Genomic DNA, 26,017 nt, shown 5'->3' with positions numbered 1-26,017 from the left:
GTGGGAGCGGGCTTGCCCGCGATAGCGCCGGGTCAGTCGACATTGAAAGTGACTGGCCCACCGCTATCGCAGGCAAGCCAGCTCCCACAGTGGTTTTGGGGTGGGCCTAGGGGATTTGCACGCCTTCAGCCAGCAACATATCCACCAGTCGAATCAGCGGCAGGCCGATCAGGCTGGTCGCATCCGGCCCTTCGGTACTCTGAAACAGGCTCACACCCAGCCCTTCGGCCTTGAAGCTGCCTGCGCAGTCATAAGGCTGTTCCACACGCAAATAACGCTCGATGCGTTCTACATTCAGTTCGCGCATCTGCACGGTAAACGGCACGCAATCTACCTGGCAGTGGCCCGTCTCACTGTTGAGCAGCGCCAGGCCAGTTAAAAAACTCACGCGTTTGCCGCTGGCTGCCAGCAATTGCTCGCGGGCGTTTTCAAAGGTATGAGGTTTGCCGATAATGCGGCCATCGAGCGCGGCCACCTGATCCGAGCCGATAATCAGGTGCCCTGGATGACTGGCGGCGAGGGCGCGGGCTTTCTCTTGCGCCAGGCGCTTGACCAGCTCAATGGCCGATTCATTTGCGCGATGGCTTTCGTCGATATCCGGCGAGCTGCAGATGAACGGTAGGTGCAGGCGGGCCAGCAATTCCCGGCGATAAACCGAGCTGGAAGCGAGTAATAAAGGCAGCATGGGTGTCTCCTCGAGGCATCCGCCGATTCTAGCGGGGCGACCAGCTGACGCACAGGGCTGAATTTCCTTTGACATGGCTGGGTGCATCCCTATAATGCTGCGCCTATGTTGAATGACCCGATTCCACCTCACGTTGACCCGCGCAAATTGGCTGATCGTGGCACCACCCTTCAAGGTGAAGTGCTGCTGGCCGATTTGGAGAGACTCTGCGACCCGCTTTCCGACACTGTCGGTACGGTGCAGGCTAAATTCGTTTTTGAACGAGATGAACGTAAGTCTGTGGTAATCCACAGCTTTATCGACACCGAAGTCAAAATGGTTTGCCAGCGTTGTCTTGAGCTGGTCACCCTGCCGATCCACAGCGAATGCAGTTATGCTGTGGTGAAAGAGGGTGCGAATACCCAGTCGTTGCCGAAAGGTTATGACGTGCTGGAACTGGGCGAAGATCCTTTGGATCTGCATGCACTGATCGAGGAGGAGCTTTTGCTCGCCTTGCCCATTGTGCCTGCTCATCATCCGGAAGAATGCCAGCAGCCGGAGGGCCTTGATGACGAGGCCGAGCCGAGCGAGGACGAGGTAACGCGGTCCAACCCGTTCAGTGTATTGGCGCAGTTAAAGCGTGACCCAAACGTTTAGGAGTTAATCAATTATGGCTGTTCAGCAGAACAAAAAATCCCGCTCTGCCCGTGACATGCGTCGTTCGCACGATGCCCTGACGGCAAGCACTCTGTCCGTAGAAAAAACCACCGGTGAAGTTCACCTGCGTCACCACGTATCGCCAGAAGGCGTATACCGTGGCCGTAAAGTGATCGACAAGGGCGCTGACGAGTAATCACTTGTCTGCTCAAGTCATCGCGATTGACGCAATGGGCGGGGACTTCGGTCCCCGCAGCATTGTTCAGGCCTGCATTGCCAGCCTGTCCGCTACGCCCTCGCTGCACCTGACCCTCGTCGGTCAACATTCCCTACTTGAAGAACTGATTGCCAGCCATCCGGCGGTGGATCGCGCGCGCCTGACAGTTACTGCGGCCAGCGAAACCATCAGCATGGATGAAAAGCCCGCGGCGGCCTTGCGTGGCAAGCCCGACTCTTCAATGCGGGTGGCCCTTGAGTTGTTGCGTGATGGCAAGGTGCAAGCCTGTGTCAGTGCCGGCAATACCGGGGCGTTGATGGCGTTGTCGCGGCATTTGCTCAAGACGTTGCCGGGGATTGATCGGCCAGCGATGGTGGCGGCGATTCCGACGCAGAAAGGCTATTGCCAGCTGCTGGACCTGGGTGCAAACGTCGATTGCAGTGCCGAGCACCTGCTCCAGTTCGCGGTGATGGGCTCGGTGGCCGCTGAGGCGTTGGGTGTGGTCCGGCCACGTGTGGCGTTACTCAATATCGGCACCGAGGACATCAAGGGCAATCAGCAGGTCAAGCTGGCTGCGACTTTGTTGCAGGGCGCACGGGGCTTGAACTATATCGGTTTTGTCGAAGGTGACGGCTTGTACCGAGGCGAGGCGGATGTAGTGGTGTGCGACGGTTTTGTCGGCAATATCCTGCTTAAGTCCAGCGAAGGCCTGGCGACCATGATTGCCACGCGTATCGAGGCCTTGTTCAAGCAGAACCTGGCCTCACGCATGGTCGGCGCGCTGGCGTTACCGTTGATGCGCCGCCTGCAGGCCGACCTGGCACCGGCACGGCATAATGGCGCGAGTTTTCTGGGGCTGCAGGGCATTGTGGTAAAAAGCCACGGCTCTGCAGGTGTGCAGGGCTTTCAAAGTGCGATTGCGCGGGCATTGATCGAGATCCAGGAAAACCTGCCGCAACGCTTGCACGGGCGTCTTGAGGATCTGTTGCCTTAGGCGAATCGGCCCGGGAGTGCTTAAATGTGACCGGCCAGTTCAATTGACCATCCAATCTGTCAGTTTCGTTCGCGCCCACCTTCGGTGCGAGCATTTTTGACGACCAGATCATTAGGGGCTTGTTACATGTCTACATCCCTCGCATTCGTCTTTCCAGGGCAGGGTTCGCAGTCCCTCGGTATGTTGGCCGAGCTGGGCGCGCAACATCCACTGATCCTGGAAACTTTCAAGGAAGCTTCCGATGCCCTGGGTTACGACCTGTGGGCACTGACCCAGCAAGGGCCGGAAGAGCAACTCAATCAAACCGATAAAACCCAGCCTGCGATCCTGACCGCCTCGATCGCCCTGTGGCGCTTGTGGCTGGCCGAAGGCGGTGCGCGCCCGGCCTACGTCGCCGGTCACAGCCTGGGCGAGTACAGCGCCTTGGTGGCCGCCGGCAGCCTGACCCTCTCTGAAGCGGTCAAGCTGGTCGAGCGTCGTGGTCAGCTGATGCAAGAAGCTGTTCCGGCCGGGCAGGGCGGCATGGCCGCTATCCTCGGCCTGGAAGACGCTGTAGTGATCGAAGCCTGTGCCGAAGCGGCCCAGGGCGAAGTGGTCAGCGCGGTGAACTTCAACTCCCCTGGCCAGGTGGTCATCGCTGGCGCCAAGGCCGCTGTCGAGCGCGCCATTGAAGGCTGCAAGGCCCGTGGTGCCAAGCGCGCCTTGCCGTTGCCGGTGAGCGTGCCGTCCCACTGCGAGCTGATGCGCCCGGCTGCCGAGCGTTTTGCCGAGTCCATCGCCGCCATCAATTGGCAAGCGCCGCAGATCCCGCTGGTGCAGAACGTCAGTGCGGCCGTTGCCGCCGACCTCGACACCCTCAAGCGCGACCTGCTGGAGCAGCTTTACAAGCCGGTACGCTGGGTTGAGTCGGTACAGACCCTGGCTGCCAATGGTGCCACTGAGTTGGTCGAGTGCGGCCCGGGCAAAGTCCTGGCCGGCCTGAACAAGCGCTGCGCCGATGGCGTGTCGACTGCCAACCTCAATACCCCGGATGCCTTCGCTGCCGCGCGCGCGGCACTGGCCTGAAACCCTTTAGGAGAAGCCTGCATGAGTCTGCAAGGTAAAGTTGCACTGGTTACTGGCGCAAGCCGTGGCATTGGCCAGGCGATCGCCCTGGAACTGGGCCGTCAAGGCGCCGTTGTGATCGGCACCGCCACTTCCGCTTCGGGCGCTGAGCGTATTGCTGCCACCTTGAAGGAAAACGGCGTACAGGGCACCGGTCTTGAGCTGAATGTGACCAGCGACGAGTCTGTTGCTGCTGTGCTGGCTGAAATTACTGCACAGTTCGGCGCACCGGCTATTCTGGTGAACAACGCCGGTATCACCCGTGACAACCTGATGATGCGCATGAAAGACGACGAGTGGTACGACGTGGTCGATACCAACTTGAACAGTCTGTTTCGCCTGTCCAAGGGCGTTTTGCGCGGCATGACCAAGGCGCGTTGGGGCCGAATTATCAATATTGGCTCCGTAGTGGGTGCCATGGGCAACGCAGGCCAAGTAAACTATGCCGCGGCCAAGGCCGGTCTGGAAGGTTTCAGCCGTGCATTGGCCCGTGAAGTCGGTTCGCGTTCGATTACGGTCAACTCGGTGGCCCCAGGGTTCATCGACACCGATATGACCCGCGAACTGCCGGAAGCTCAGCGTGAAGCTTTGCTGACCCAGATTCCGCTGGGCCGTCTGGGCCAGGCTCAAGAGATCGCAAATGTGGTCACTTTCCTGGCATCCGACGGTGCGGCATACGTGACTGGGGCTACAATCCCGGTGAACGGCGGGATGTACATGAGTTAAATTGTGACGGATCGCTTCAAAAAAATGTCATACGAGCTGTCTAAAATCCGTTATAAAGCTGCAACTTAATTTATAGGCAGGTGGTCGGTCGGGTACGAGGGTGAAGCTTTCAGTTGAAAAGCTGAAAAGGCTTTCTATACACTTACCCACTGGCCAGCTGCCTGAATTTGTCCATTAGGAGTTAAACAAGGTATGAGCACCATCGAAGAGCGCGTCAAGAAAATCGTTGCCGAGCAACTGGGCGTTAAAGAAGAAGAAGTGACCAACTCCGCTTCCTTCGTTGAAGACCTGGGTGCCGATTCCCTTGACACCGTTGAGCTGGTGATGGCTCTGGAAGAGGAATTCGAGACCGAAATCCCGGACGAAGAAGCTGAAAAAATCACTACTGTTCAAGCTGCTATCGACTACGTTACTGCCCACCAGGCGTAATAGTTTGTAGTCGTCGCTTGCTGTCAGGGAAAAACCGCACTGCTGTAACGGCGTGCGGTTTTTTCTTTAAGCGGTGATGAAAAGTAAGCTGCGAAGCAAAGTGTCGTCATTAGAAAAAGGAGAGTGCTGTGTCGCGTAGACGCGTCGTAGTCACCGGTATGGGTATGTTGTCGCCACTGGGTACGGATGTGCCGAGCAGTTGGCAGGGCATTCTGGCTGGCCACAGTGGTATCGGTCTGATCGAACACACGGACCTTTCAGCCTATTCCACCCGTTTTGGCGGCTCGGTAAAGGGCTTCAATGTCGAGGAATATCTCTCGATCAAAGAATCCCGCAAGCTCGACCTGTTCATTCAATACGGCCTGGCAGCCGGTTTTCAGGCGGTGCGTAATGCCGGCCTGGAAGTCACCGACGCCAACCGTGAGCGCATCGGCGTGGCCATGGGTTCGGGTATTGGCGGTTTGACCAATATCGAAGAAACCAGCCGCACGCTGCACGATTCCGGCCCCCGTCGAATTTCACCGTTCTTCGTGCCGGGCTCGATCATTAATATGATTTCCGGTTTCCTGTCCATCCACTTGGGTGCCCAGGGACCTAACTACGCCATTGCCACGGCGTGCACCACCGGCACGCACTGCATCGGCATGGCGGCGCGTAACATTGCCTATGACGAAGCCGACGTGATGATCGCCGGTGGCGCCGAAATGGCTGCCTGCGGCCTCGGCATGGGTGGCTTCGGCGCGTCCCGTGCGCTGTCGACGCGCAATGACGAGCCGACTCGCGCCAGCCGTCCGTGGGACAAGGGCCGTGATGGCTTCGTACTGTCCGACGGTGCCGGTGCGCTGGTACTCGAAGAGCTGGAGCACGCCAAGGCGCGCGGTGCCACCATTTACGCCGAGTTGATTGGCTTCGGCATGAGCGGTGACGCCTACCACATGACCTCGCCGCCGTCCGACGGTGCCGGTGCTGCACGTTGCATCACCAACGCCTTGCGCGATGCGAAGGTCAACGCCAACCAGGTGCAGTACATCAATGCCCACGGCACTTCGACCCCGACGGGCGACCTGGCGGAAGCCGAAGCCATCAAGTCGGTGTTCGGTGAGCACGCCTACAAGCTGGCGGTCAGCTCCACCAAGTCCATGACCGGCCACCTGTTGGGTGCGGCGGGCGCGGTCGAGGCGATCTTCAGCGTCATGGCCATCAAGGATCAGGTCGCTCCGCCGACCATCAACCTTGATGAGCCGGACGAAGGCTGCGACCTCAACTTCGTGCCTCACGAAGCGCAACCGATGCCGATCGATGTGGTGATCTCCAACTCGTTCGGTTTCGGTGGCACCAACGGTTCCCTGGTGTTCCGCCGGTTCGCCGAGTGATGCACAGCTGGGTCGACGGTCAGCCAGCGGACAGCGTGCCCCTGAAAGATCGTGGCCTGGCGTACGGCGATGGCCTGTTTGAGACCATCGCCGTCAAGGCCGGGCAGCCGGTGCTGCTCGACCGCCACCTGCAACGCCTGGAGGCGGGTTGCAGGCGCCTGGCCCTGGTTGCGGACCACACGCTGATCCGCAGCGAAGTGCTGGCCTATGCTGCAGCCTTGGGCAATGGTGTACTCAAATTGATCCTCACCCGTGGCGACAGCCTGCGCGGCTATGGCATCAACCCTGGCGTCCCCGTGCGCCGTATCTTGCAGGGCAATCCGCCCGCTGCTTATCCTCTGGCCCATGCAGCCGATGGCATCCGCCTGTTTGCGTGCGCCACTCGCTTGGCCGAGCAGCCGTTGCTGGCCGGTCTCAAGCACCTTAATCGTCTTGAACAGGTGATCGCCCGCGCCGAATGGCAGGACGCCGAACATGCCGAGGGTTTGATGCTGGATATGTCCGGCCGCGTCATCGAAGGCGTGTTCAGCAACCTGTTCCTGGTGCGCAATGGCTTGTTACTAACCGCTGATCTGAATCGTTGCGGGGTTGCCGGCGTCATGCGTGCCGAGATTCTGGCCCAGGCGCAAACCCTGGGCATCCCGGTGGCCGTGGCCGACATCAGCATGGACCAGTTGCAACAGGCCGACGAAGTTTTCGTGTGCAACAGCGTTTATGGCATTTGGCCCGTACGTGGTTGCGCCGGGATGAGCTGGTCGGTTGGGCCGCTCACCCGTAAACTGCAGGGCATTGTTCGCGCGCTATTGGAAATTTGAGTTGATACGAAAACTGGTTTTACTGCTGCAGATCAGCCTGGTCTCGGCAGGCTTGCTGCTGGGCTTCTCGGCCTGGAAGCTCGACTCTGCGCTGAAGCAGCCCCTGAATCTGACCCAGGAACAATTGCTGGATGTACCCGCCGGGGCAACCCCGACGGGCACCTTCAATCGCCTTGAAACCGAAGGTGTGCTGGATGGCGCCTTCTGGTTGCGCCTGTACTGGCGCTTCAACCTCGAAGGCCAGCCGCTGCACAGCGGCGAATACCGCATGACCCCAGGCCTGACTGCCGAAGGCCTGATCGGCTTGTGGCAGCGTGGTGAAGTGGTGCAATACAGCCTGACATTGGTGGAAGGCTGGAACTTCCGCCAGGTGCGTTCAGCGCTGGCCAAACACGAAAAGATCGTGCAGACCCTGTCGGGGCTGAGCGACAACGAAGTGATGGACAAGCTCGGCCACCCTGGCGTGTTTCCCGAAGGGCGATTCTTTCCTGACACCTACCGCTTCGTGCGCGGCATGACCGATGTCGAATTCCTGAAAAAAGCCTACAACCGCCTGGATGATGTACTGGCCCAGGAATGGAGCCAACGCGCCGCTGATGCACCGTATACCGACCCTTACCAGGCGCTGATCATGGCCTCCCTGGTAGAAAAGGAAACCGGTGTGCCGCAAGAGCGCGGCCAGATCGCCGGGGTGTTCGTGCGCCGCCTGAAAATCGGCATGCTGCTGCAGACCGACCCTACGGTGATCTACGGCCTGGGCGAGCGCTACACCGGCAAGCTGACCCGCGCGCACCTCAAGGAAGCCAACCCCTATAACACCTACATGATTGCCGGCCTGCCGCCGACGCCGATCGCCATGGTCGGCCGCGAGGCGATCCATGCCGCCTTGAACCCGGTGGCCGGCAGCAGCCTGTACTTCGTGGCCCGGGGCGATGGCAGCCATATTTTCTCCGATGACCTGGATGCGCATAATGCCGCCGTGCGTGAGTTCCAGCTCAAGCGCCGCGCCGATTATCGCTCCAGCCCGGCACCGGCGGTAAAACCGCCGGAAGACGCGACACCACCGGCCGATGCCGCGCCGGTTGAAAAAACCGCCGAGCCAGCGCCGGACGCCGCTGCGCCGCAAAGCCCGCAATGACTCTGACTAAGGACTGCCTGTGACTGGCTTGTTTATTACCCTGGAAGGCCCGGAAGGCGCCGGCAAAAGCACCAACCGCGATTACCTGGCCGAGCGTTTGCGCGCTGAAGGCATCGAGGTGCTGTTGACCCGTGAGCCCGGCGGTACGCCGCTGGCCGAGCGCATTCGTGAAGTGTTGCTGGCAACGGGTGAAGAACAGATGAACCCGGACACTGAGCTGCTGTTGGTGTTTGCCGCCCGCGCCCAGCATTTGGCCGAAGTGATTCGCCCGGCCCTGGCGCGGGGTGCTGTGGTGATTTGCGACCGTTTTACCGACTCCACTTATGCTTACCAGGGCGGCGGGCGCGGCTTGTCCCTTGAGCGCATCGCCAGTCTGGAGGCTTTCGTCCAAGGCGACTTGCGCCCCGACCTGACCCTGCTGTTCGACCTGCCGATCGAAGTCGGCATGGCTCGCGCCAGTGCCCGTGGGCGCTTGGATCGGTTCGAGCTGGAAGGTTCGACATTCTTCAATGCGGTCCGTAGCGCGTTCCTGCAGCGCGCCAAGGCTGAGCCTGCGCGTTACTCCTTACTGGACGCAGCCCAGCCACTGGCGCAGGTACAGCAGGCCATCGATGCTCTGCTGCCCGAACTTCTGGAGCGCGCCCGTGGCTGAAGCCTACCCGTGGCAGGACAGCCTCTGGCAGCAATTGGCCGGGCGCGCCCAGCATGCCCATGCCTATTTGCTGCACGGCCCCATCGGTATTGGCAAGCGCGCCCTGGCCGAGCGCCTGATGGCCAGCCTGCTGTGCAAGCAACCGATCAACCTGGAAGCCTGCGGCGAGTGCAAATCCTGTCTGTTGCTCAAGGCCGGTAGCCACCCCGACAACTACCTGCTCGAACCTGAAGAGGCCGATAAGGCGATCAAGGTCGACCAGGTGCGTGACCTTGTCAGCTTTGTGGTGCAGACCGCACAAATGGGCGGGCGCAAAGTAGTACTGATCGAACCGGTGGAGGCGATGAACATCAACGCCGCCAACGCCTTGCTCAAGAGCCTGGAAGAGCCGTCGGGCGACACTGTGCTGCTGCTGGTGAGCCACCAGTCCAGCCGCTTGTTGCCAACCATCCGCAGCCGTTGCGTGCAGCAGGCCTGCCCGCTGCCGAGCGAGGCCATGAGTTTGCAATGGCTGGCGCAGGCGCTGCCGGAATGCTCTGCCGACGAGCGTGTCGAGTTGCTGACCCTGGCTGCCGGTTCACCCTTGGCGGCGGTTAAGCTGCAGGCCCAAGGCGTGCGTGAGCAACGCGCACTGGTGGTGGATGGCGTCAAGAAGCTGCTCAAGCAGGAACAGTCCGCCACGCAACTGGCCGAAGGCGCCTGGAAGGATATCCCGTTGCTGCTGCTGTTCGACTGGTTCTGTGACTGGTCGAGCCTGATCCTGCGCTACCAGTTAACCCAGGACGAAAATGGCCTCGGCCTGCCGGACATGCGCAAAGTGGTGCAGTACCTGGCGCAAAAAAGTGCGCAGGACAAGGTGCTGAACATCCAGGACTGGATTTTGGCCCAGCGCCAGAAAGTCCTCGGCAAAGCCAACCTCAACCGCGTGCTGTTGCTCGAAGCACTGCTGGTGCAGTGGGTGGGTTTGCTCGGCCGGCGTTAATTTCCGTGGCCGACGGGTGTATCGTTGGCCAGACACTTTCCATGAATTAAGTCGTACTTTCCTATGCTCGTAGATTCCCACTGCCACCTTGATCGCCTCGACCTCGCCCAGCACGGCGGCTCCCTCGACGCTGCCCTGGAAGCGGCACGCCAGCGTGGGGTAGGGCACTTCCTGTGCATCGGCGTGAGCGCGGAGAATGCCGCCGACGTCAAAGCCTTGGCTGATCGATATGCTGATGTCGATTGTTCGGTCGGTATCCACCCGCTGGACCTCAAGCCGGGTGAAGCGCCGGCCCTGGATTGGCTCTTGAGCGAGCTCAACCACCCACGCGTGGTGGCGATTGGCGAAACCGGCCTGGATTACCACTACGAGCCTGAAGCCGCCGAGCTGCAGCAAGCCTCCTTCCGCCTGCACCTGCAAGCGGCCCGGCAGACTGGCAAACCCGTGATCGTTCACACCCGAGGCGCTCGCGCTGACACCCTCACGCTGTTGCGCGAAGCTGCCTTGCCCCAGGCCGGCGTGCTGCATTGCTTTACCGAAGACTGGGACATGGCCAAGGCCGCGCTGGACCTGGGTTTCTATATCTCCCTGTCGGGCATCGTCACCTTCCGCAACGCCGACGCCTTGCGTGACGTGGCGCGTCAGGTGCCGGCCGACCGCCTGCTGGTGGAAACGGATTCGCCTTATCTTGCGCCGATTCCCCATCGCGGCAAGCCAAACCTGCCGGAATACGTGCGTGATGTAGCCGATTACCTGGCGATGCTGCGCGGCGAATCCGTTGAGCGCTTTGCCGAGCAGACCACCGAGAACTTCAAGCGTCTGTTTCCGCTGGCGCACGTGGCCGGTTGAGGCGACCAAATCGCAGGCAAAAAAAACCCGGGTTCTGGGGGGTGAATCCGGGCTAAGACCATTAGGAGTAAAACAAGGGCACACAGTCCGTCGGTACCCAGGTCGACGCGTCACTTGGGGGAGATGTCACGCCGACAGTTCAAGTATTGATCAGTATCCGATTCAGTCCAGTCGCGATTGGTCGTTTTTTAAACAGATTTGGAATACGCGCGCTTCGCTTGAGTTCTCATTGAGCGGATGCACGGCTGTAGTTGTTGCGTATTATTTCTGACTGATACCCGGCCATTCGTTGGCGCGCTGAAACTAAAGTGCGCGGTGGGTTCACATAGGCGTTGCCCAACGACCGTTCAGTCGGGATAATCCCTTGCATCGGGTAAATCGTATCGCCACGTATCCGTGGCCCTGCGTAACCCTCCCTAATTCCGACCTCTGCAGACCTCTTCCTCATGCACAAAGAACCCCGTAAGGTCCGTGAGTTTCGCCGCCGTGAGCAGGAAATTCTCGACACCGCGCTCAAGTTGTTCCTCGAACAAGGTGAAGACAGCGTCACCGTCGAGATGATTGCGGATGCCGTGGGTATCGGCAAAGGCACGATCTACAAACACTTCAAATCCAAGGCCGAGATCTACCTGCGGCTGATGCTCGACTACGAGCGCGATTTGAACGAGCTGTTGCATTCGGCTGATGTGGACAAGGACAAGGAGGCGCTGTCACGCGCCTATTTCGAGTTCCGCATGCGTGACCCGCAGCGCTACCGCCTGTTTGACCGCCTGGAAGAAAAGGTGGTCAAGGGGCATCAGGTGCCGGAAATGGTCGAGGAGCTGCACAAGATCCGCGCCTCGAACTTCGAGCGCCTCACCCTGCTGATCAAGGGCCGCATCAGCGAAGGCAAGCTGGAAGACGTACCGCCGTATTTCCACTACTGTGCCGCCTGGGCATTGGTACATGGCGCCGTTGCGCTGTACCACTCGCCGTTCTGGAGCAATGTGCTGGAAGATCAGGAAGGTTTCTTCCAGTTCCTGATGGACATTGGCGTACGCATGGGCAACAAGCGCAAGCACAGCACTGAGCTGCCGAGCGCTGAGCCCAAGAGCGGCGACGCTCCCGCTGTTTAAGCTATTCCCGACAGTGATGGCGCAATGATTTGCTGCCGCTTGCAGTACCCCAGGAATATACTCAGGCAAGGACGCTTGCTAAAAGCTGATTTTTCAGTCAGCTTTTAGCGCGCCTGAACCATCCTCTGCCGGAGTGTTCCATGATCGTTGATCGTCAAGGCAGGCGATTTCGCAATTTGCGGATCAGCCTGACCTCAGCCTGCAATTACGCGTGTACCTACTGCGTGCCAAACGGCAAGCGGCTGGTGGCTGCCCAGGACGAACTCTCGGCGGAGGCCATGGCGCGTGGCGTTGCCTATCTGATCGAAGCTGCCGGCATCGAGCGTTTGCGCATCACCGGCGGTGAACCGCTGGTCAGCCCCAAGCTGGAAGCCTTCATGGGCGCCGTGGGCGGCATGGGCCTCAGTGATATCAGCCTGACCACTAACGGCCAACTGCTGGCGCGCAAGTTGCCACTGCTGGTCGACGCCGGTATTCGGCGCATCAACGTGTCCCTCGATACCCTGGATGCTGACGCTTTCCGCAGCATCGCCCGTGGCGGCGACCTGGCCACCGTGCTCGATGGCATGGACCAGGCCCGCGCCGCCGGCATCAAGATCAAGGTCAATATGGTGCCGTTGCGCGGGCAGAACCTGGACCAGGTGATGCCGCTGCTCGACTACTGCCTGGAGCGCGGCTACGAGCTGCGCTTTATCGAATTGATGCGCATGGGCCACCTGGCCAAGGATTCCAATGCGTTCCTGCAGCAGTTCGTCAGCTTGCAGCAACTGCTCAGCCTGATCGGCGAACATCACGAATACCTGCAAGCCAACGCGCCGATTGATGCCACGGCGGTGCGCTATGAAGTGCCGGGCAAGGGCTTCTTTGGCGTGATCGCAAATGAAAGCGTGCCGTTCTGCCGCACCTGCTCGCGCTTGCGCTTGTCGTCTACCGGTTGGTTGCATGGCTGTTTGTCGTCGAGTAACCGCCATTACGTGGGCGACCTGCTGGACCAGCCACGTCATCAGGCGCTGCCGGCCTTGCAAGGTTTATTGATGAAGGCCCTGGGTGACAAGCAGGAAGTGGCCTTCTCTGGCGGCGCCACGGTCATGAAGATCATCGGCGGCTAACACCGCACACAATCGAATGTAGGAGCAGGCTTTTTGTGGGAGCTGGCTTGCCTGCGATTGCATCACCTCGGTGTACTTGATGTACCTGGGTGTCTGCATCGCAGGCAAGCCAGCTCCCACATTTGGTTATGCATCGTTCTTGAATGGCGCGGATTCTGCATTAAGTGCCCATTCGCCGGTTTTCCGTCACCGGCTTCTGGAGGATTAGGATGCGTAGTCTGGTTTTGTTGCTGGCGTCAGTGGCGCTGAGTGGCTGCATGACCGTCAGCGATATGGCCGAAGGCACCCGCTATCAAATGAGCGACGCCGGGCTGCTGGACCACAGTGATACCCGCCGTACCGCGTCGGTGCGCATACAGCCGGACTCCTTTGTGTTTATTGCCCAAGGCGCTTTTGTACCGCCGGGCAGTGCCTATCCGCGACCTAACGTGGTGGCCGAAGAAGCCTTCAACGGCTTCGTCGAATATTTCCCGATGGTGCGCCGCGCCCGCAAGCCGGAAGGCCTCGAACAAGCCATGGCCGAAGCCCGTGCGGCAGGCGCTCACTACCTGCTCTATTGCCGCTTTGCGGCAGCCGATGACCGTATTGGCAATGCCGATGAGTGGACCGACCAGCAAGCGTTGGACCGTGTCGGCCTGGACAGCGGCGTGATCCAGATCATGTTGATCGAGACCAGCACCCAGTATTTGATTGATACTGCACGCATTCGCAGTCGTGGCGGTTTACTGACGTTCCACGACAACAAGCCAGAAGACTTGATTGCCCGCCCGCTGGCCCAATACGCCCGTGGCCTGTTGGGGATGGGTGATCAATAAAAATCCAGAGGAGAACCCTATGACCGATTCCGCCAAGGCCAATGATCTATTGGCCCAACTGCCCAAGGGCAAGGGGCCGGCGCCGGTACACCTGTGGAACCCGGATTTTTGCGGCAACATCGACATGCGCATCGCCCGTGACGGCACTTGGTTTTACCAAGGCACGCCGATCGGGCGTAAGCCGATGGTCAAGTTGTTCTCCAACATCATTCGCCGCGATGGCGATGAGTATTTCCTGGTCACTCCCGTGGAAAAGGTCGGTATCAGCGTCGATGATGCGCCCTTTGTCGCGGTAACGCTGGAAGTCGAAGGGCAGGGCGAAAGCCAGGTGCTGCGCTTCACCACCAATGTCGACGAGGACATTGAAGCGGGCCTTGAACACCCCTTGCGCGTGGTAATCGACCCGATCACCCAAGAACCCGCGCCCTACCTGCGAGTGCGCACCAACCTTGAAGCCCTTGTGCATCGCAACGTGTTTTACCAGTTGGTCGAACTGGCGGTCAGCCGTCCGATCAACGGTCAGAACTGGCTTGGTGTCTGGAGCGGCGGGGAATTTTTCCGCATTGGCCTCGAACCCTGAGACTGGCTTTTTCATCACCCTGAAATAATTCGCTTGCTGTTGTCGGGCGCTTTCGGTTATCAATTTGTACATGATTAGACATGTCCGATTTGATAAGAAAAAACGCGTCGTCGACGAACTCATCCGCCGTATCGAAGGTGGAGTAATGGCCGACGGTTTCCTGCTGCCGGGCGAGCATCAACTGGCCGAGGAGTTTGCGGTCAGCCGTGGCACCTTGCGCGAAGCCCTGGCTGAGCTCAAACGGCGCAACTACATCGCCACGCAAAGCGGCGTCGGCTCCATCGTCACCTTTGATGGCATGGTGCTCGACCAACGCAGTGGCTGGGCACAGGCGCTGGCCGATACCGGCGCACTGGTCACCACCGACATCCTGCGGCTGGAAGCCGTGACTCGACCGGACCTGCTCAGCCGTTTTGGCAGCGACCAATTTATCGCCCTCGACCGCCGTCGGCGCACCACCGATGGCACCGCCGTTTCTCTGGAGCGTTCGTTGATGCCTGCTACCGGTGGCCTGGAAAGCCTGCCCCGTGTCGGCCTGATCGACAACTCCCTCACCATCACGCTGGCCGCTTACGGCTACGTGGGCGCCGAAGGGGACCAGTGGATCGGTGCCGAGCCCTTGAGCGATGAAGACGCCGAGTTGCTCGGCCGCCCAGCCGGTACGGTGTTTCTCAAAGCCTCGCGCACTACCTACGACCGCCGCGAGCGTCTCATGGAGTATGTCGAAAGCTTGCTCGACCCTTTGCACTTTCGCCTGCACCTGCAGTTTGGAGCTTCGAAATGACCGCGCAAAATCGCGCCCTCGGTGCCTTCTACGGCCTGGCCCTGGGCGATGCATTGGGCATGCCCACCCAGTCGTTGAGCCGCGAGCAGGTGCAGCAGCGCTTCGGGGCCATCACCGCTCTGCAAGATGCTGGTGCCGACCAACCCATCGCGCCGAACATGCCGGCAGGCTCCATCACCGACGACACCGAGCAGGCGATCCTGGTCGGTGAGTTGCTGGTGCAAGGGCAGGGCAAAATCGAACCCACGGTACTCGCCCAGCGCCTGATCGAGTGGGAAGCGGCGATGCGCGCCAAAGGCTCCCAGGACTTGCTGGGGCCATCGACCAAACGCGCCATCGACATGATCCTCGCCGGGCACACCCCGGAAGAATCCGGGCGCTACGGCACCACCAATGGCGCCGCGATGCGCATCACGCCGGTCGGCATTGCCGCCGACGTCAGCGACCCGGCGCAGTTTATCCAGGCGGTGATCCAGGCCTGCCAGGTCACCCATAACACCAACCTGGGCATTTCCAGCGCGGCGGCGGTGGCGGCAGTGGTTTCGGCAGGTATCAACGGTGTGGATTTGGGTGAAGCCCTGAACATTGGCACCCAGCTCGCGCAGCAGGCCGAAGGCCATGGCCACTGGATCGCCGGTGGGCGGATTTCCACGCGCATCAGTTGGGCACGCACCTTGAGCGTCGGCAGCGGCGACAAAGCCCTGTTTGCCGATCTGCTTTACGAACTGATCGGCACCTCGGTCGCTTCCCAGGAATCGGTGGTGGTGTCGTTTGCCCTCGCGCAGCAAGTGGCGGTGGGCGACATGAATGCCGTCGAAGCGCTGTGCCTAGCGGCCAGCCTTGGCGGCGATACCGACACCATTGCCGCCATGTTGGGCGCGATGTTGGGCGCGTGTCTTGGGATGCAGTGCTGGCCTGAGGCGATGATTGAGCAGGTCAAGCAGGTCAATGGTCTGGATTTGCAGCCACTGGTGCAGGGGCTGCTGCAATTGCGCTGATCACCACCGATCAAAAAATGTGGGAGCTGGCTTGCCTGCGATAACGGTGTGCCAGCCACTGATGCACTCACTGAAAGACCGCTATCGCAGGCAAGCCAGCCCCCACCTTAAATCGTGTTTGAGTCAGGACGACCGCTTAAAGCTTTGACTATCTGCCACAACCACAACAATACAGGCACCAGGAGCACCCCTCATGAGCAGCACTTCTTCCGGCCAAAGTGCCGGGCAATTGGAAACACGCGGCATCGAACCGGTCCCCGAAGGCGAGTGCAATGGCCATCCGCTGCAACTGTTCTGGGTGTGGTTCGCGGCTAACATCAGCATCCTCGGCTTGCCGCTCGGCGCGACCCTGGTGGCGTTTCGTGGCCTGGCGATCTGGCAGGCGATCATTGTGGCGATTCTCGGCGCCGCCGGCTCCTTTGCCGTGGTGGGCATCATCTCGATTGCCGGCCGTCGCGGCCGCGCGCCGAGCCTGACGCTGTCGCGCGCCATCTTCGGTGTGCGCGGCAATATCGGTCCCACGCTGGTCTCGCTGATGTCGCGCCTGGGTTGGGAAACCGTCAACACCACCACGGCCGCCTTTGTGCTGCTGTCGTTGTGTTCGATCCTGTTCGGCTCGCCGGTCGAAGCCAAAAGCGCGCCGGTGCTCACGCTGATCTTTATCGCGATTTTCGTGCTGCTGACCTTGTCCGTGTCCGGCCTCGGCCACGCCACCTTGCTGGTGATCCAGAAGTGGGCCACCTACGTGTTCGGCGCGTTGAATATCCTGGTGGGCGGCTTCCTCTGCGCCACTATCGACTGGAGCGCGGTGTTCAACGCCACCCCGGCGCCGCTGAGCGCCATGATCATTGGCGTCGGCACCATGGCCGCCGGTACCGGTATCGGCTGGGCCAACGCCGGTGCCGACATGTCGCGCTACCAGCACCGCAGCGTCAAGGCCGTGCGTCTGGTGGCGTCTGCCGCATTTGGTGCGGGCATTCCGCTGGTGCTGTTGATCACCCTCGGCGGCCTGCTGTCGGTGGGCAACAACGACCTGGCGTCGGCCACCGACCCGATCATCGCGATCCGCGACATGCTGCCGACCTGGATGGCCGTGCCGTACTTGATCACCGCGTTCGGCGGGCTGTTGCTCTCCAATAACCTCTCGGTGTACTCGGCCGGTCTCACCACCTTGACCTTGGGTCTTAAGGTCAAGCGCGTGCACGCGGTGATCGTCGATATCGTGGCGATCTTCGCCGGCTCCATTTACTTCATGCTGATCGCCGACAGTTTCTATGGCCCGTTCATCACCTTCATCTCGCTGCTGGCCGTGCCCATCACCGCCTGGGTCGGGATCTTTGTGGTCGACCTGATTCACCGTCACTACTACAGCCCCAAAGACCTGCTGGACGTAAGCCCAAGCAGCGCCTACTGGTATCGCGGCGGCGTGGAATGGCGTGCATTCGGCGCCTGGGCTGTGGCGATTGTGCTGGGTTTCAGCTTCACCACCATCGGCACCACCGCCGAAAATATCTGGTTCGCCGGGCCTTTGTCCGACTCCTGGCTGGGCCACAACGGCCTGGGCTGGATCGTCACCTTCCTGGTGGCCGGTGGGATTTATGCAGTACTGGGCGGCGCAGCTGACCGTCGCCCGGCTTTGGTAGAGCGCGCTAATGTCTAGATTGCTGCACACCGGCCAGGTCATCGTCGACCTGGTCATGGCCCTCGACACACTGCCTGCAACCGGCGGCGATGTGCTGGCGCAATCGGCCAGTTTCGAAGCCGGCGGCGGCTTCAACGTGATGGCTGCCGCCCGGCGCAATGGTTTGCCGGTGGTTTACCTCGGCCGCCATGGCCACGGGCGCTTCGGTGACCTGGCGCGCGCCGCGATGCAGGCCGAGGGCGTGGAAATGGCCCAGCCGGCCAGCGAGGGCAAGGACACCGGGTTGTGCGTGTCGCTGACCGAGGCCAGCACCGAGCGCACGTTCATTTCGCATATCGGCGCTGAAGGGGATTTGCGCGCAGAGGACCTGGCGGGCGTGGTGCCGCGCGCGGACGACTATGTGTACGTCAGCGGCTACAGCCTGTTGCTCGAAGGCAAGGCCCAGGCATTGCTCGATTGGCTGCTGGTGCTGCCGCGTGAAATCACCGTGGTGTTCGACCCGGGGCCGTTGGTCAAGGCGCCGGACTCGGCCTTGATGGTTGCCTTGCTGCCGCGCATTGATATCTGGACCAGCAATGGCCCGGAAGCCCTGGCGTTTAGCGGCGCCAGTACGCTGGCCGAAGCGCTGCGCGAACTCAACCGTCACTTGCCCGCCGAAGCGCTGCTGGTGGTGCGCGACGGGCCGAATGGCTGCTGGGTGAGTCGCCACGGCAAGGCCGAGCATGTGCCGGGTTTCAAGGTGCAGGCCGTGGACAGCAACGGCGCGGGCGATGCCCATGCCGGTGTGTTTCTGGCCGGGTTGGCCAAGGGTTTAACCCCTTCAGTGGCGGCGCGTCGAGCCAATGCGGCGGCGGCGCTGGCTGTTACACGCTGGGGACCGGCGACGTCGCCTGGCAGTGCCGAAGTCGACGCATTGCTGACTGACTAAACACAAATAAAAATGTGGGAGCTGGCTTGCCTGCGATGGCGGTGCGCCAGCTAGTACATCTTCTGCTGACACACCGCCATCGCGGGCAAGCCCGCTCCCACATTTGATCTTCGTCTAGTTCACACGGTGCCTTCGCCTTCCAGCTTGCGCGCCTCATCAACGCCCGAGGCGGTCAGCTTGATCGGCAGGTTCAACGAATATTCACCGGCGTCGTCGGTGGTCACATGCCCATCCTTGATAAACCCGCGGTCTTGCAGAAATGCCAGCACACTGGCCACCACCTTTTCGCCGCGGTAGTTATCCAGCACCTCCTTGCCCAGACCGTTGGGGTGGGCGTGCAGCAGGCGGGTGAGGACTTCTTTTTCAAGGTTTCTATCGACGTTCATGCGTACCTCTTCACTGGGAAATGATCGGGTGTCGGTGTTGCTATCGATGCATCAAGGCGCAGGTTGTTTTGGCGCGCCCGGGATGTTGCTGTCATCGCCCTTGTTGATGGTGGGCTCTTTATTGACACCAGGGCCCATTTTGCCGTTACCGACTGCAGCCGGTGCCTGACGTTGGGTATCGGCGCCTTTGGTGCGAGGGTCTGCGCCGTTATCGATAATCGCGCCACCGTTGGTTTCCATCCCTGTGCCCATCGAATCCTGAGACTCCTTGGTAGCAGGGTTGGTGGTGCCGGTGGATGAGGTGGCGGCAACGGCACTCAATGAGGCGGCGGACAGCAGGCCGATGAGGGCGAGGGCAGCAAATTTGGAATTCTTCATGAGGGGTGTCTCCATATGATTAATGTCCTTACCCCTTATTGGTCCGCCCCAGTTTGCGGTTCGTGCCTTGATGGCGACGAACGGTGCTAATTCACCTGTAAGATTTTGTTAGCCGAACGCTGGCGCCAGATCAGTCGCGCCACCGTGATCAACCAGTTGAACAAGGCCACGGCCAACACACTCGCCAGCAGCGTCGGCAGCCCAGAGTCGACAATGATTTTGCCCGCCAGCAGCGGAAAGCCGAACACCCCGACAAAGTACGCCAGGCTGAACAGCAGCAAGGCTTGTGACGTCGTACCAGGCGGTGCTTCATTGGCCACCAGCCCATTGATCACCGAGTACGTCAGGCCGTAACCCACGCCCAGCGTGCCGGCTGCCAACAGGTAACTGAGGTTGCCACTCACGCCAAACGCAAACAGCGCGATCGAGCCGAGCATGATCCCGGACAGCACGCAGGCGGCCCAGTACGCATCGCGCTTGACCACGTGGCCGGCGATCAACAGCCGGCTGGTAATGGCGGCGCTCAGGAAGCCGCCAAAGAACAACGAATAGTCCAACCCCTGCGCAGCCGCGTAGCTGGTTTGAAACGATGAAAGCCCACCAAACACACAGCCGCCCAGGCCGACCATCAGGATCGCAAACGCGGCTTTGGATGACAGCACGCGGCGGCTGGACGCCCAGGAAATCTTCGAGGTGGGCGCATTCGCGTGGTGGTTAAGTTGTGCGCCCATTCGCCAGAACATCAGGACGCCGACCAGACTGGCCACACCGGCAATGTAGAAGGCCGCTGTCAGCGGCAGGCCCAGCGCGTCGGCGGCACGGCCGAGCAAAGGGCCGGAGCCGATCCCGCTCAACATACTGCCCGACAGCAGCGCAAAATATTTGGCCCGCTGCGCCGATTGCACCAGCAGCGTCACGATGATCGGCCCCAAGGTGTAGAACACGCCCCAGCCCAACCCAAGCGACAGACCGAACAGCATCAAGCCCTGGCCAAACCCGGGTGTCAGGGCAAACCCCAGGCACGCCACCACCAGCAATACGCCCATGCCCGCAATCGCGCGCGCCGCACCGACCGCATCGGCCAAGTGCCCGCAGAACAGCACTGCCACGAACGTACTGAGCATCGCCATGGAGATCACGCTGCCGGCGTCGTGTTCATTGCCGCCGCGCGAGTGGATCAGCAGCGACAGCAAAAACGTCGAGCCATAGGACAGTGACAACAGGAAGCTGGCGAGGCAGAAAAAGGCGAACAGTTTGGTATTCACGGCGGGTGTGGAAGGCATCGGGCGACCTTGCAGTTATCAGCATGCAGTTATTAGCGTTATGCCCGACTGTTTACCATGCCTGTGCAAGGCGAATGTTGCGTGGTTGGTGGTACTTGCTTTACGCGTGGCCGGAGTAAACAAATTGCACTGCAATCAGTCATCAAAGCGCCTTAGTATGTGGCCTTTGACATTGCCCAAGGCCCGCCCATGACCATCGAGATTCGCCCTGCCGTGCCCAGCGATGCTGCGCAGATCCTGACTTTCATCACTGAACTTGCCGAGTACGAAAAGGCCCGGCACGAAGTGATCGCCAGTGTGGTGGATATCGAGCGCAGCCTGTTCAGCGAGGGCGCCACCGCCCATGGCCTGATCTGTTCGCGGGATGGCCTGCCGATTGGCTTTGCGGTGTTCTTCTTCAGTTACTCCACCTGGCTGGGCAGCAACTGCCTGTACCTCGAAGACCTCTACATCAACCCCGAGCAACGTGGCGGCGGGGCGGGCAAGAAGCTCTTGCGGCACCTGGCCAAGATCGCCTGCGACAACGGTTGCGGGCGTTTCGAGTGGAGCGTGCTGGACTGGAACGAGCCGGCGATTGCCTTCTACAAGTCCATCGGCGCCCAGCCGCAGGAGGAGTGGGTGCGCTATCGCATGGAGGGTAATGCACTGCGCGACTTTGCCCAGGGCTGAAACCCTCTTTCAAAAACACTGAAGGCCCACTGTGGGGGCGGGCTTGTGTGGGAGCTGGCTTGCCTGCGAAAGCATCACTTCGGTGTAACTGAAATACCGAGGTGTCCGTATCGCAGGCAAGCCAGCTCCCACAGAGATCGGCACCCCCATTTTTTTGCGTCACGTCTCACTATATGGGATGCAAATTTATATATTGAGATATTTCAAAAGATGGGTTTATAGTCGGCGGCATCAGCACTCACTACCAAAAATAAAACAGGTGAAGCGATGCAGCCCCAACCGTTGTCATTACCCGCCGTGCCCGAACCCACCTATGGCGAGCGGCTGAAAAACAAAGTGGTGATCATCACCGGTGCCGCTCAAGGGATAGGCGAGGCGATCGTCGCCTGCTTCCAGGCCCAGCAGGCACGGCTGGTGATTGCGGATATCCAGGCCGAAAAGGTTGAGCAAGTCGCCGCCCACTGGCGCGAACGCGGCGCTGAGATTGTCGCGCAGGCCGTCGATATAACCTCCAAAGAGCAATGGCAGGCGCTAGTCAATGTGGCCATCGAGCGCTTTGGCCGTGTGGATGTGTTGATCAACTGCGCGGGCGTCAACGTGTTCCGTGACCCGCTGGAGATGACCGACGACGATTGGCGCCGCTGCTTCGCCATCGACCTCGACGGTGCCTGGTTCGGCTGCCGCACCGTGTTGCCGCACATGATCGAGCAGGGCATCGGCAACATCATCAACATCGCTTCCACCCATTCCAGCCACATCATTCCCGGCTGTTTTCCCTATCCGGTAGCCAAGCATGGCCTGCTCGGTCTCACCCGCGCCCTCGGCATCGAATACGCACCCAAAGGCATCCGCGTGAATGCCATCGCACCGGGCTACATCGAAACCCAGCTCAACGTCGATTACTGGAACGGCTTCCCTGACCCGCATGCCGAGCGCCAGCGCGCCTTCGATTTGCACCCGCCCAAGCGCATCGGCCAACCGGTCGAGGTGGCGATGACGGCGCTGTTTCTGGCCACCGACGAGGCGCCCTTTATCAACGCAACCTGCCTGATGATCGATGGCGGGCGTTCCGTGATGTACCACGACTAACAACAATCAAGAGAGGTGGTTCATGTTCAAGAAGACGTTAGGCGCCGTGGCGCTGGCGATGGCCTTCAGCGGTTTTGCAGCGGCCGAAGAAGTGAAGATCGGCTTCCTGGTCAAGCAGGCCGAAGAGCCTTGGTTCCAGACCGAATGGGCCTTTGCCGAAAAGGCCGGTAAGGACCAGGGCTTCACCGTGATCAAGATCGCCGTGCCCGACGGCGAGAAAACCTTGTCCGCCATCGACACCCTCGCCGCCAACGGCGCCAAGGGGTTTGTGATCTGCCCGCCAGACGTGTCCCTCGGCCCTGCGATCATGGCCAAGGCCAAGCTCAACGGCTTGAAAGTGCTGGCGGTGGATGACCGCTTCGTCGATGCCAAGGGCAAGCCCATGGAAGACGTGCCTTATGTGGGCCTGGATGCCTACAAGATCGGCCAGAAGCAAGGCGAGGCCATGGCCGCCGAAGCCAAGCATCGTAACTGGGACTGGAAGGACACCTACGCCGTCATCAACACCTTTGACGAGCTGGAAACCGGCAAAAAACGCACCGACGGTTCGGTCGAAGGCCTCAAGGCCGCCGGCTTGCCCGCTGACCACATCCTGTTCAGCGCGCAGAAAACCCTCGACGTGCCAGGCAGCATGGATTCCACCAACTCGGCGCTGGTAAAGCTGCCGGGCACCGCGAAAAACCTGATCATCGGCGGCATGAACGACAGCACCGTGCTGGGCGGCGTGCGCGCCACCGAAAGCGCCGGTTTCAAGGCGGCCAATGTGATTGGCGTGGGCATCAATGGCACTGATGCGATTGAAGAGTTGAAGAAAACCGACACCGGCTTCTACGGCTCAATGCTGCTCAGCCCCGATGCATCCGGCTACAAAACCGCCACGGCGATGTTCGAGTGGGTCACTAAAGGCACCGAGCCTGCCAAGTTCACCGCCCTGGATAACGTAACCCTCATCACCCGCGCCAACTTCAAGGAAGAGTTGAGCAAAATCGGTCTGTGGAAATGACCGGCGCGGCCTTGCGTTTCAACGGCATCGGCAAGGAGTTTCCCGGGGTCAAGGCGCTGGCGCAGATCAGCTTTGAAGCGCGGCCGCACTCGGTGCATGCGCTGATGGGCGAGAACGGCGCGGGCAAGTCCACGCTGCTCAAGATCCTCGGCGGTGCCTACACGCCCAGCAGCGGCACGGTGCAGATCGGCGAGCAGGTCATGGCGTTCAAGAACGCCGCCGACAGCATCGCCAACGGCGTGGCGGTGATTCACCAGGAGCTGCATCTGGTGCCGGAAATGACCGTGGCCGAGAACCTGTTTCTCGGGCATTTGCCGTCGCGTTTCGGCGTGGTCAATGGCGGCCAGCTGCGCAAGCAGGCGTTGGCGTGCCTTAAAGGCCTGGCCGATGAAATCGATCCGCAAGAGAAGCTTGGGCGTTTGTCCCTCGGCCAGCGCCAACTGGTGGAAATCGCCAAGGCGTTGTCCCGTGGTGCCCATGTGATTGCTTTTGACGAACCCACCAGCAGCCTGTCGGCGCGGGAAATCGACCGCTTGATGGCGATCATCACGCGCCTGCGCGATGAGGGCAAAGTGGTGCTGTATGTGTCGCATCGCATGGAAGAAGTGTTCCGTATTTGTGATGCGGTGACGGTGTTCAAGGACGGCCGTTATGTGCGCACTTTTGACGACATGGCCACACTGACTCACGACCAGTTGGTGACCTGCATGGTCGGGCGCGATATCCAGGATATCTACGATTACCGCCCGCGCGAACGCGGTGAGGTGGCGCTCAAGGTTAACGGTTTGCTTGGGCCTGGCCTGCGCGAAGCGGTCAGCCTGCAGGTGCACAAGGGCGAGATTCTCGGCCTTTTCGGGCTGGTGGGCGCCGGGCGTACCGAGCTGTTTCGTTTGCTCAGTGGCCTGGAACGCGCAACGGCCGGGCAGTTGGAGTTGTTTGGGCAAGCCCTGCCATTACATTCACCACGCGATGCCATCGCCGCCGGTGTGCTGCTGTGCCCGGAGGACCGCAAAAAGGAAGGCATCATCCCGCTGTCCAGCGTGGCCGAGAACATCAACATCAGTGCGCGTGGCGCGCATTCGACCTTTGGCTGGCTGTTGCGTGAAGGCTGGGAGAAGGTTAACGCCGACAAGCAGATCAAGGCGATGAAAGTCAAAACGCCGAACGCCGAGCAGAAAATCATGTACCTGTCCGGCGGCAATCAACAAAAGGCCATTCTTGGCCGCTGGCTGTCGATGCCGATGAAAGTGTTGCTGCTGGATGAGCCCACACGCGGCATCGATATCGGCGCCAAGTCGGAGATCTACCAGATCATTCATAACCTTGCGGCCAGCGGCATTGCGGTGATTGTGGTGTCCAGCGACCTGATGGAAGTGATGGGCATCTCTGATCGCATCCTGGTGATGAGTGAAGGCGCGCTGACTGGCGAGTTGACCCGCGACCAGGCGGATGAAGCGAAGCTGTTGCAACTGGCTCTCCCGCGTTCGCGGGCTTGAAGAATTCGAGGGTATAGGTATGTCACAGGTAAAAACTGCAAAGGGCTTTTGGCCGGGTTTCAACCAACGTAAATTTCTCGATGATTGGGTGATGCTGCTCGCGGCATTGAGCATCTTTGTGCTCAGCGCGCTGTTTATCGACAACTTCCTCTCGCCGCTGAATATGCGCGGGCTGGGCCTGGCGATTTCGACGGTGGGCATCGCTGCGTGCACCATGCTGTTCTGCCTGGCGTCGGGGCATTTCGACTTGTCAGTCGGCTCGGTGATCGCCTGTGCCGGTGTGGTCGCGGGGATTGTGATTCGTGACACCGACAGCGTGGTACTCGGCGTGTCCGCTGCGTTGGCCATGGGCCTGGTAGTGGGGCTGATCAACGGCATCGTGATCGCCAAGCTGCGCATCAACGCGTTGATCGCAACCTTGGCGACCATGCAGATCGTGCGCGGCCTGGCCTATATCTTTTCCAACGGCAAGGCGGTCGGCGTGATGGACGAACGCTTCTTTGTGTTCGGCAACGGCCAACTGATGGGCGTGCCGGTGCCGATCATCATCACCGTGTTGTGCTTTGTGTTCTTCGGCTGGCTGCTCAACTACACCACCTACGGGCGCAACACCATGGCCATCGGCGGCAACCAGGAAGCGGCGTTGCTGGCCGGGGTGAATGTCGACCGCACCAAGATCATCATCTTTGCCGTGCACGGCTTGATCGGCGCATTGGCCGGGGTGATCCTCGCCTCGCGCATGACCTCGGGCCAGCCGATGATCGGCCAGGGCTTCGAGCTGACGGTAATCTCGGCGTGTGTGTTGGGCGGTGTGTCGTTGAGCGGCGGTATCGGCATGATCCGCCATGTGATTGCCGGGGTGTTGATTCTGGCGATCATCGAGAACGCGATGAACCTGAAGAACATCGACACGTTTTACCAGTATGTGATCCGGGGCTCGATCCTGCTCTTGGCGGTCATCATCGACCGCATGAAGCAACGCTGAAATCCGGCCTTATGAGGATCAAAATGTGGGAGCTGGCTTGCCTGCGATAGCGGTGGGTCAGCTAATTATTTGTAGGCTGATGCACCGCCATCGCAGGCAAGCCAGCTCCCACAATGGATCTCCTCTGTTCAGCAGGGCTGCATTTGCCATAATGGCG

29 protein-coding genes are annotated in these 26,017 nt (G+C 60.5%); 25 read left to right on the top strand and 4 right to left on the bottom strand.

Annotated elements, in window-relative coordinates:
• Positions 1-106: 106 nt before the first annotated feature.
• Entirely contained in the window at positions 107-685 is a 579-nt protein-coding gene (locus HBO41_RS02575) for a nucleoside triphosphate pyrophosphatase (protein ID WP_138449123.1), read from the bottom strand.
• 105 nt (positions 686-790) lie between these two features.
• Here HBO41_RS02575 and HBO41_RS02570 point away from each other — a divergent pair, with 105 nt between their 5' ends.
• From HBO41_RS02570 to HBO41_RS02475, 20 genes are all read left to right on the top strand, one after another.
• A complete protein-coding gene (locus HBO41_RS02570) occupies positions 791-1,321 on the top strand; it encodes a YceD family protein (protein ID WP_005790551.1) in 531 nt (176 codons plus the stop codon).
• A 13-nt stretch (positions 1,322-1,334) separates the two neighbouring features.
• Positions 1,335-1,517 (top strand): 50S ribosomal protein L32, encoded by a 183-nt coding sequence (gene rpmF, locus HBO41_RS02565; RefSeq protein WP_004371305.1) that lies wholly within the window; start codon positions 1,335-1,337, stop codon positions 1,515-1,517.
• A gap of 4 nt (positions 1,518-1,521) precedes the next feature.
• Positions 1,522-2,532 carry a phosphate acyltransferase PlsX gene (gene plsX / locus HBO41_RS02560; RefSeq protein WP_169985034.1) on the top strand — a complete coding sequence of 337 codons (1,011 nt, stop codon included), beginning with the start codon at positions 1,522-1,524 and terminating at the stop codon, positions 2,530-2,532.
• A gap of 126 nt (positions 2,533-2,658) precedes the next feature.
• On the top strand, positions 2,659-3,597 hold the full coding sequence (gene fabD, locus HBO41_RS02555) for an ACP S-malonyltransferase (RefSeq protein ID WP_017138366.1): 939 nt from the start codon (positions 2,659-2,661) through the stop codon (positions 3,595-3,597).
• A 21-nt stretch (positions 3,598-3,618) separates the two neighbouring features.
• Entirely contained in the window at positions 3,619-4,362 is a 744-nt protein-coding gene (fabG, locus tag HBO41_RS02550; protein WP_015885432.1) for a 3-oxoacyl-ACP reductase FabG, read from the top strand.
• Positions 4,363-4,554: 192 nt separating this feature from the next.
• Complete coding sequence (gene acpP / locus HBO41_RS02545; RefSeq protein ID WP_016973676.1) at positions 4,555-4,791, top strand: acyl carrier protein; 237 nt, start codon at positions 4,555-4,557, stop codon at positions 4,789-4,791.
• Between the two features lie 128 nt (positions 4,792-4,919).
• Positions 4,920-6,164 carry a beta-ketoacyl-ACP synthase II gene (fabF, locus tag HBO41_RS02540; RefSeq protein ID WP_017138365.1) on the top strand — a complete coding sequence of 415 codons (1,245 nt, stop codon included), beginning with the start codon at positions 4,920-4,922 and terminating at the stop codon, positions 6,162-6,164.
• The gene (gene pabC / locus HBO41_RS02535; RefSeq protein ID WP_099548164.1) at positions 6,164-6,979 is read left to right on the top strand and encodes an aminodeoxychorismate lyase; all 816 of its coding nucleotides are present in this window, start codon (positions 6,164-6,166) and stop codon (positions 6,977-6,979) included. Before fabF ends, pabC begins: the two co-directional genes overlap by 1 nt.
• Before the next feature lies 1 nt (position 6,980).
• Entirely contained in the window at positions 6,981-8,117 is a 1,137-nt protein-coding gene (gene mltG, locus HBO41_RS02530; protein ID WP_099548163.1) for an endolytic transglycosylase MltG, read from the top strand.
• Positions 8,118-8,136: 19 nt separating this feature from the next.
• Positions 8,137-8,769, top strand: coding sequence for a dTMP kinase (gene tmk, locus HBO41_RS02525; protein ID WP_017138363.1), 633 nt, complete (start codon positions 8,137-8,139; stop codon positions 8,767-8,769).
• A complete protein-coding gene (locus HBO41_RS02520; RefSeq protein WP_099548162.1) occupies positions 8,762-9,751 on the top strand; it encodes a DNA polymerase III subunit delta' in 990 nt (329 codons plus the stop codon). The genes tmk and HBO41_RS02520 overlap by 8 nt, the downstream gene beginning before the upstream one ends.
• A gap of 63 nt (positions 9,752-9,814) precedes the next feature.
• Positions 9,815-10,600 (top strand): TatD family hydrolase, encoded by a 786-nt coding sequence (locus HBO41_RS02515; protein ID WP_017138361.1) that lies wholly within the window; start codon positions 9,815-9,817, stop codon positions 10,598-10,600.
• A gap of 446 nt (positions 10,601-11,046) precedes the next feature.
• Positions 11,047-11,715 (top strand): TetR/AcrR family transcriptional regulator, encoded by a 669-nt coding sequence (locus tag HBO41_RS02510; RefSeq protein WP_017138360.1) that lies wholly within the window; start codon positions 11,047-11,049, stop codon positions 11,713-11,715.
• Positions 11,716-11,855: 140 nt separating this feature from the next.
• Positions 11,856-12,824 carry a GTP 3',8-cyclase MoaA gene (locus HBO41_RS02505; RefSeq protein ID WP_017138359.1) on the top strand — a complete coding sequence of 323 codons (969 nt, stop codon included), beginning with the start codon at positions 11,856-11,858 and terminating at the stop codon, positions 12,822-12,824.
• Positions 12,825-13,033: 209 nt separating this feature from the next.
• Positions 13,034-13,639 carry a DUF4823 domain-containing protein gene (locus tag HBO41_RS02500; RefSeq protein WP_017138358.1) on the top strand — a complete coding sequence of 202 codons (606 nt, stop codon included), beginning with the start codon at positions 13,034-13,036 and terminating at the stop codon, positions 13,637-13,639.
• Positions 13,640-13,658: 19 nt separating this feature from the next.
• A complete protein-coding gene (locus tag HBO41_RS02495) occupies positions 13,659-14,219 on the top strand; it encodes a DUF1285 domain-containing protein (protein ID WP_017138357.1) in 561 nt (186 codons plus the stop codon).
• Between the two features lie 70 nt (positions 14,220-14,289).
• Positions 14,290-15,003, top strand: a complete 714-nt coding sequence (locus HBO41_RS02490) for a GntR family transcriptional regulator (RefSeq protein ID WP_017138356.1) — start codon at positions 14,290-14,292, stop codon at positions 15,001-15,003.
• Positions 15,000-16,001: an ADP-ribosylglycohydrolase family protein gene (locus HBO41_RS02485; RefSeq protein ID WP_099548160.1), complete on the top strand. Its 1,002-nt coding sequence runs from the start codon at positions 15,000-15,002 to the stop codon at positions 15,999-16,001. The genes HBO41_RS02490 and HBO41_RS02485 overlap by 4 nt, the downstream gene beginning before the upstream one ends.
• A gap of 193 nt (positions 16,002-16,194) precedes the next feature.
• On the top strand, positions 16,195-17,661 hold the full coding sequence (locus tag HBO41_RS02480; RefSeq protein ID WP_017138354.1) for a cytosine permease: 1,467 nt from the start codon (positions 16,195-16,197) through the stop codon (positions 17,659-17,661).
• A complete protein-coding gene (locus tag HBO41_RS02475; RefSeq protein WP_169985032.1) occupies positions 17,654-18,571 on the top strand; it encodes a PfkB family carbohydrate kinase in 918 nt (305 codons plus the stop codon). The genes HBO41_RS02480 and HBO41_RS02475 overlap by 8 nt, the downstream gene beginning before the upstream one ends.
• A gap of 119 nt (positions 18,572-18,690) precedes the next feature.
• Here the strand turns inward: HBO41_RS02475 and HBO41_RS02470 are convergent, their stop codons facing one another.
• The 3 genes from HBO41_RS02470 to HBO41_RS02460 all read right to left on the bottom strand — a co-directional run bounded on the left by HBO41_RS02470 (position 18,691) and on the right by HBO41_RS02460 (position 20,618).
• Positions 18,691-18,957 (bottom strand): hypothetical protein, encoded by a 267-nt coding sequence (locus HBO41_RS02470; protein ID WP_138449110.1) that lies wholly within the window; start codon positions 18,955-18,957, stop codon positions 18,691-18,693.
• Positions 18,958-19,008: 51 nt separating this feature from the next.
• Entirely contained in the window at positions 19,009-19,335 is a 327-nt protein-coding gene (locus HBO41_RS02465; RefSeq protein WP_169985030.1) for a hypothetical protein, read from the bottom strand.
• Between the two features lie 86 nt (positions 19,336-19,421).
• Positions 19,422-20,618, bottom strand: coding sequence for an MFS transporter (locus HBO41_RS02460; RefSeq protein WP_169985028.1), 1,197 nt, complete (start codon positions 20,616-20,618; stop codon positions 19,422-19,424).
• A 189-nt stretch (positions 20,619-20,807) separates the two neighbouring features.
• On the opposite strand from HBO41_RS02460, the gene HBO41_RS02455 reads away from it, so the two are divergent.
• The 5 genes from HBO41_RS02455 to araH all read left to right on the top strand — a co-directional run bounded on the left by HBO41_RS02455 (position 20,808) and on the right by araH (position 25,860).
• Positions 20,808-21,287 (top strand): GNAT family N-acetyltransferase, encoded by a 480-nt coding sequence (locus HBO41_RS02455; RefSeq protein ID WP_026013792.1) that lies wholly within the window; start codon positions 20,808-20,810, stop codon positions 21,285-21,287.
• Between the two features lie 267 nt (positions 21,288-21,554).
• A complete protein-coding gene (locus HBO41_RS02450; RefSeq protein ID WP_017138347.1) occupies positions 21,555-22,376 on the top strand; it encodes an SDR family oxidoreductase in 822 nt (273 codons plus the stop codon).
• Positions 22,377-22,398: 22 nt separating this feature from the next.
• Positions 22,399-23,379, top strand: a complete 981-nt coding sequence (locus tag HBO41_RS02445; RefSeq protein WP_017138346.1) for a substrate-binding domain-containing protein — start codon at positions 22,399-22,401, stop codon at positions 23,377-23,379.
• Positions 23,376-24,875, top strand: coding sequence for an L-arabinose ABC transporter ATP-binding protein AraG (gene araG / locus HBO41_RS02440; protein WP_169985026.1), 1,500 nt, complete (start codon positions 23,376-23,378; stop codon positions 24,873-24,875). The genes HBO41_RS02445 and araG overlap by 4 nt, the downstream gene beginning before the upstream one ends.
• A gap of 19 nt (positions 24,876-24,894) precedes the next feature.
• Positions 24,895-25,860 carry an L-arabinose ABC transporter permease AraH gene (gene araH / locus HBO41_RS02435; protein WP_017138344.1) on the top strand — a complete coding sequence of 322 codons (966 nt, stop codon included), beginning with the start codon at positions 24,895-24,897 and terminating at the stop codon, positions 25,858-25,860.
• Positions 25,861-26,017: the final 157 nt, after the last annotated feature.

This window comes from Pseudomonas sp. WS 5146 (genome assembly GCF_012985495.1).
Lineage (GTDB): Bacteria > Pseudomonadota > Gammaproteobacteria > Pseudomonadales > Pseudomonadaceae > Aquipseudomonas > Aquipseudomonas edaphica.
The sequence above is the reverse complement of the archived record's forward strand: the minus strand, read 5'-3'. Positions and strand labels throughout refer to the sequence as shown.

Excerpts from the sequence above, each read along its gene's own strand:
- HBO41_RS02575 (WP_138449123.1), bottom strand. The coding sequence starts at position 685 with ATGCTGCCTTTATTACTCGCTTCCAGCTCGGTTTATCGCCGGGAATTG.
- HBO41_RS02570 (WP_005790551.1), top strand. The coding sequence starts at position 791 with ATGTTGAATGACCCGATTCCACCTCACGTTGACCCGCGCAAATTGGCT.
- rpmF (WP_004371305.1), top strand. The coding sequence starts at position 1,335 with ATGGCTGTTCAGCAGAACAAAAAATCCCGCTCTGCCCGTGACATGCGT.
- fabD (WP_017138366.1), top strand. The coding sequence starts at position 2,659 with ATGTCTACATCCCTCGCATTCGTCTTTCCAGGGCAGGGTTCGCAGTCC.
- fabG (WP_015885432.1), top strand. The coding sequence starts at position 3,619 with ATGAGTCTGCAAGGTAAAGTTGCACTGGTTACTGGCGCAAGCCGTGGC.
- acpP (WP_016973676.1), top strand. The coding sequence starts at position 4,555 with ATGAGCACCATCGAAGAGCGCGTCAAGAAAATCGTTGCCGAGCAACTG.
- pabC (WP_099548164.1), top strand. The coding sequence starts at position 6,164 with ATGCACAGCTGGGTCGACGGTCAGCCAGCGGACAGCGTGCCCCTGAAA.
- HBO41_RS02515 (WP_017138361.1), top strand. The coding sequence starts at position 9,815 with ATGCTCGTAGATTCCCACTGCCACCTTGATCGCCTCGACCTCGCCCAG.
- HBO41_RS02510 (WP_017138360.1), top strand. The coding sequence starts at position 11,047 with ATGCACAAAGAACCCCGTAAGGTCCGTGAGTTTCGCCGCCGTGAGCAG.
- HBO41_RS02505 (WP_017138359.1), top strand. The coding sequence starts at position 11,856 with ATGATCGTTGATCGTCAAGGCAGGCGATTTCGCAATTTGCGGATCAGC.
- HBO41_RS02500 (WP_017138358.1), top strand. The coding sequence starts at position 13,034 with ATGCGTAGTCTGGTTTTGTTGCTGGCGTCAGTGGCGCTGAGTGGCTGC.
- HBO41_RS02495 (WP_017138357.1), top strand. The coding sequence starts at position 13,659 with ATGACCGATTCCGCCAAGGCCAATGATCTATTGGCCCAACTGCCCAAG.
- HBO41_RS02490 (WP_017138356.1), top strand. The coding sequence starts at position 14,290 with ATGATTAGACATGTCCGATTTGATAAGAAAAAACGCGTCGTCGACGAA.
- HBO41_RS02485 (WP_099548160.1), top strand. The coding sequence starts at position 15,000 with ATGACCGCGCAAAATCGCGCCCTCGGTGCCTTCTACGGCCTGGCCCTG.
- HBO41_RS02480 (WP_017138354.1), top strand. The coding sequence starts at position 16,195 with ATGAGCAGCACTTCTTCCGGCCAAAGTGCCGGGCAATTGGAAACACGC.
- HBO41_RS02475 (WP_169985032.1), top strand. The coding sequence starts at position 17,654 with ATGTCTAGATTGCTGCACACCGGCCAGGTCATCGTCGACCTGGTCATG.
- HBO41_RS02470 (WP_138449110.1), bottom strand. The coding sequence starts at position 18,957 with ATGAACGTCGATAGAAACCTTGAAAAAGAAGTCCTCACCCGCCTGCTG.
- HBO41_RS02465 (WP_169985030.1), bottom strand. The coding sequence starts at position 19,335 with ATGAAGAATTCCAAATTTGCTGCCCTCGCCCTCATCGGCCTGCTGTCC.
- HBO41_RS02460 (WP_169985028.1), bottom strand. The coding sequence starts at position 20,618 with ATGCCTTCCACACCCGCCGTGAATACCAAACTGTTCGCCTTTTTCTGC.
- HBO41_RS02455 (WP_026013792.1), top strand. The coding sequence starts at position 20,808 with ATGACCATCGAGATTCGCCCTGCCGTGCCCAGCGATGCTGCGCAGATC.
- HBO41_RS02450 (WP_017138347.1), top strand. The coding sequence starts at position 21,555 with ATGCAGCCCCAACCGTTGTCATTACCCGCCGTGCCCGAACCCACCTAT.
- HBO41_RS02445 (WP_017138346.1), top strand. The coding sequence starts at position 22,399 with ATGTTCAAGAAGACGTTAGGCGCCGTGGCGCTGGCGATGGCCTTCAGC.
- araG (WP_169985026.1), top strand. The coding sequence starts at position 23,376 with ATGACCGGCGCGGCCTTGCGTTTCAACGGCATCGGCAAGGAGTTTCCC.
- araH (WP_017138344.1), top strand. The coding sequence starts at position 24,895 with ATGTCACAGGTAAAAACTGCAAAGGGCTTTTGGCCGGGTTTCAACCAA.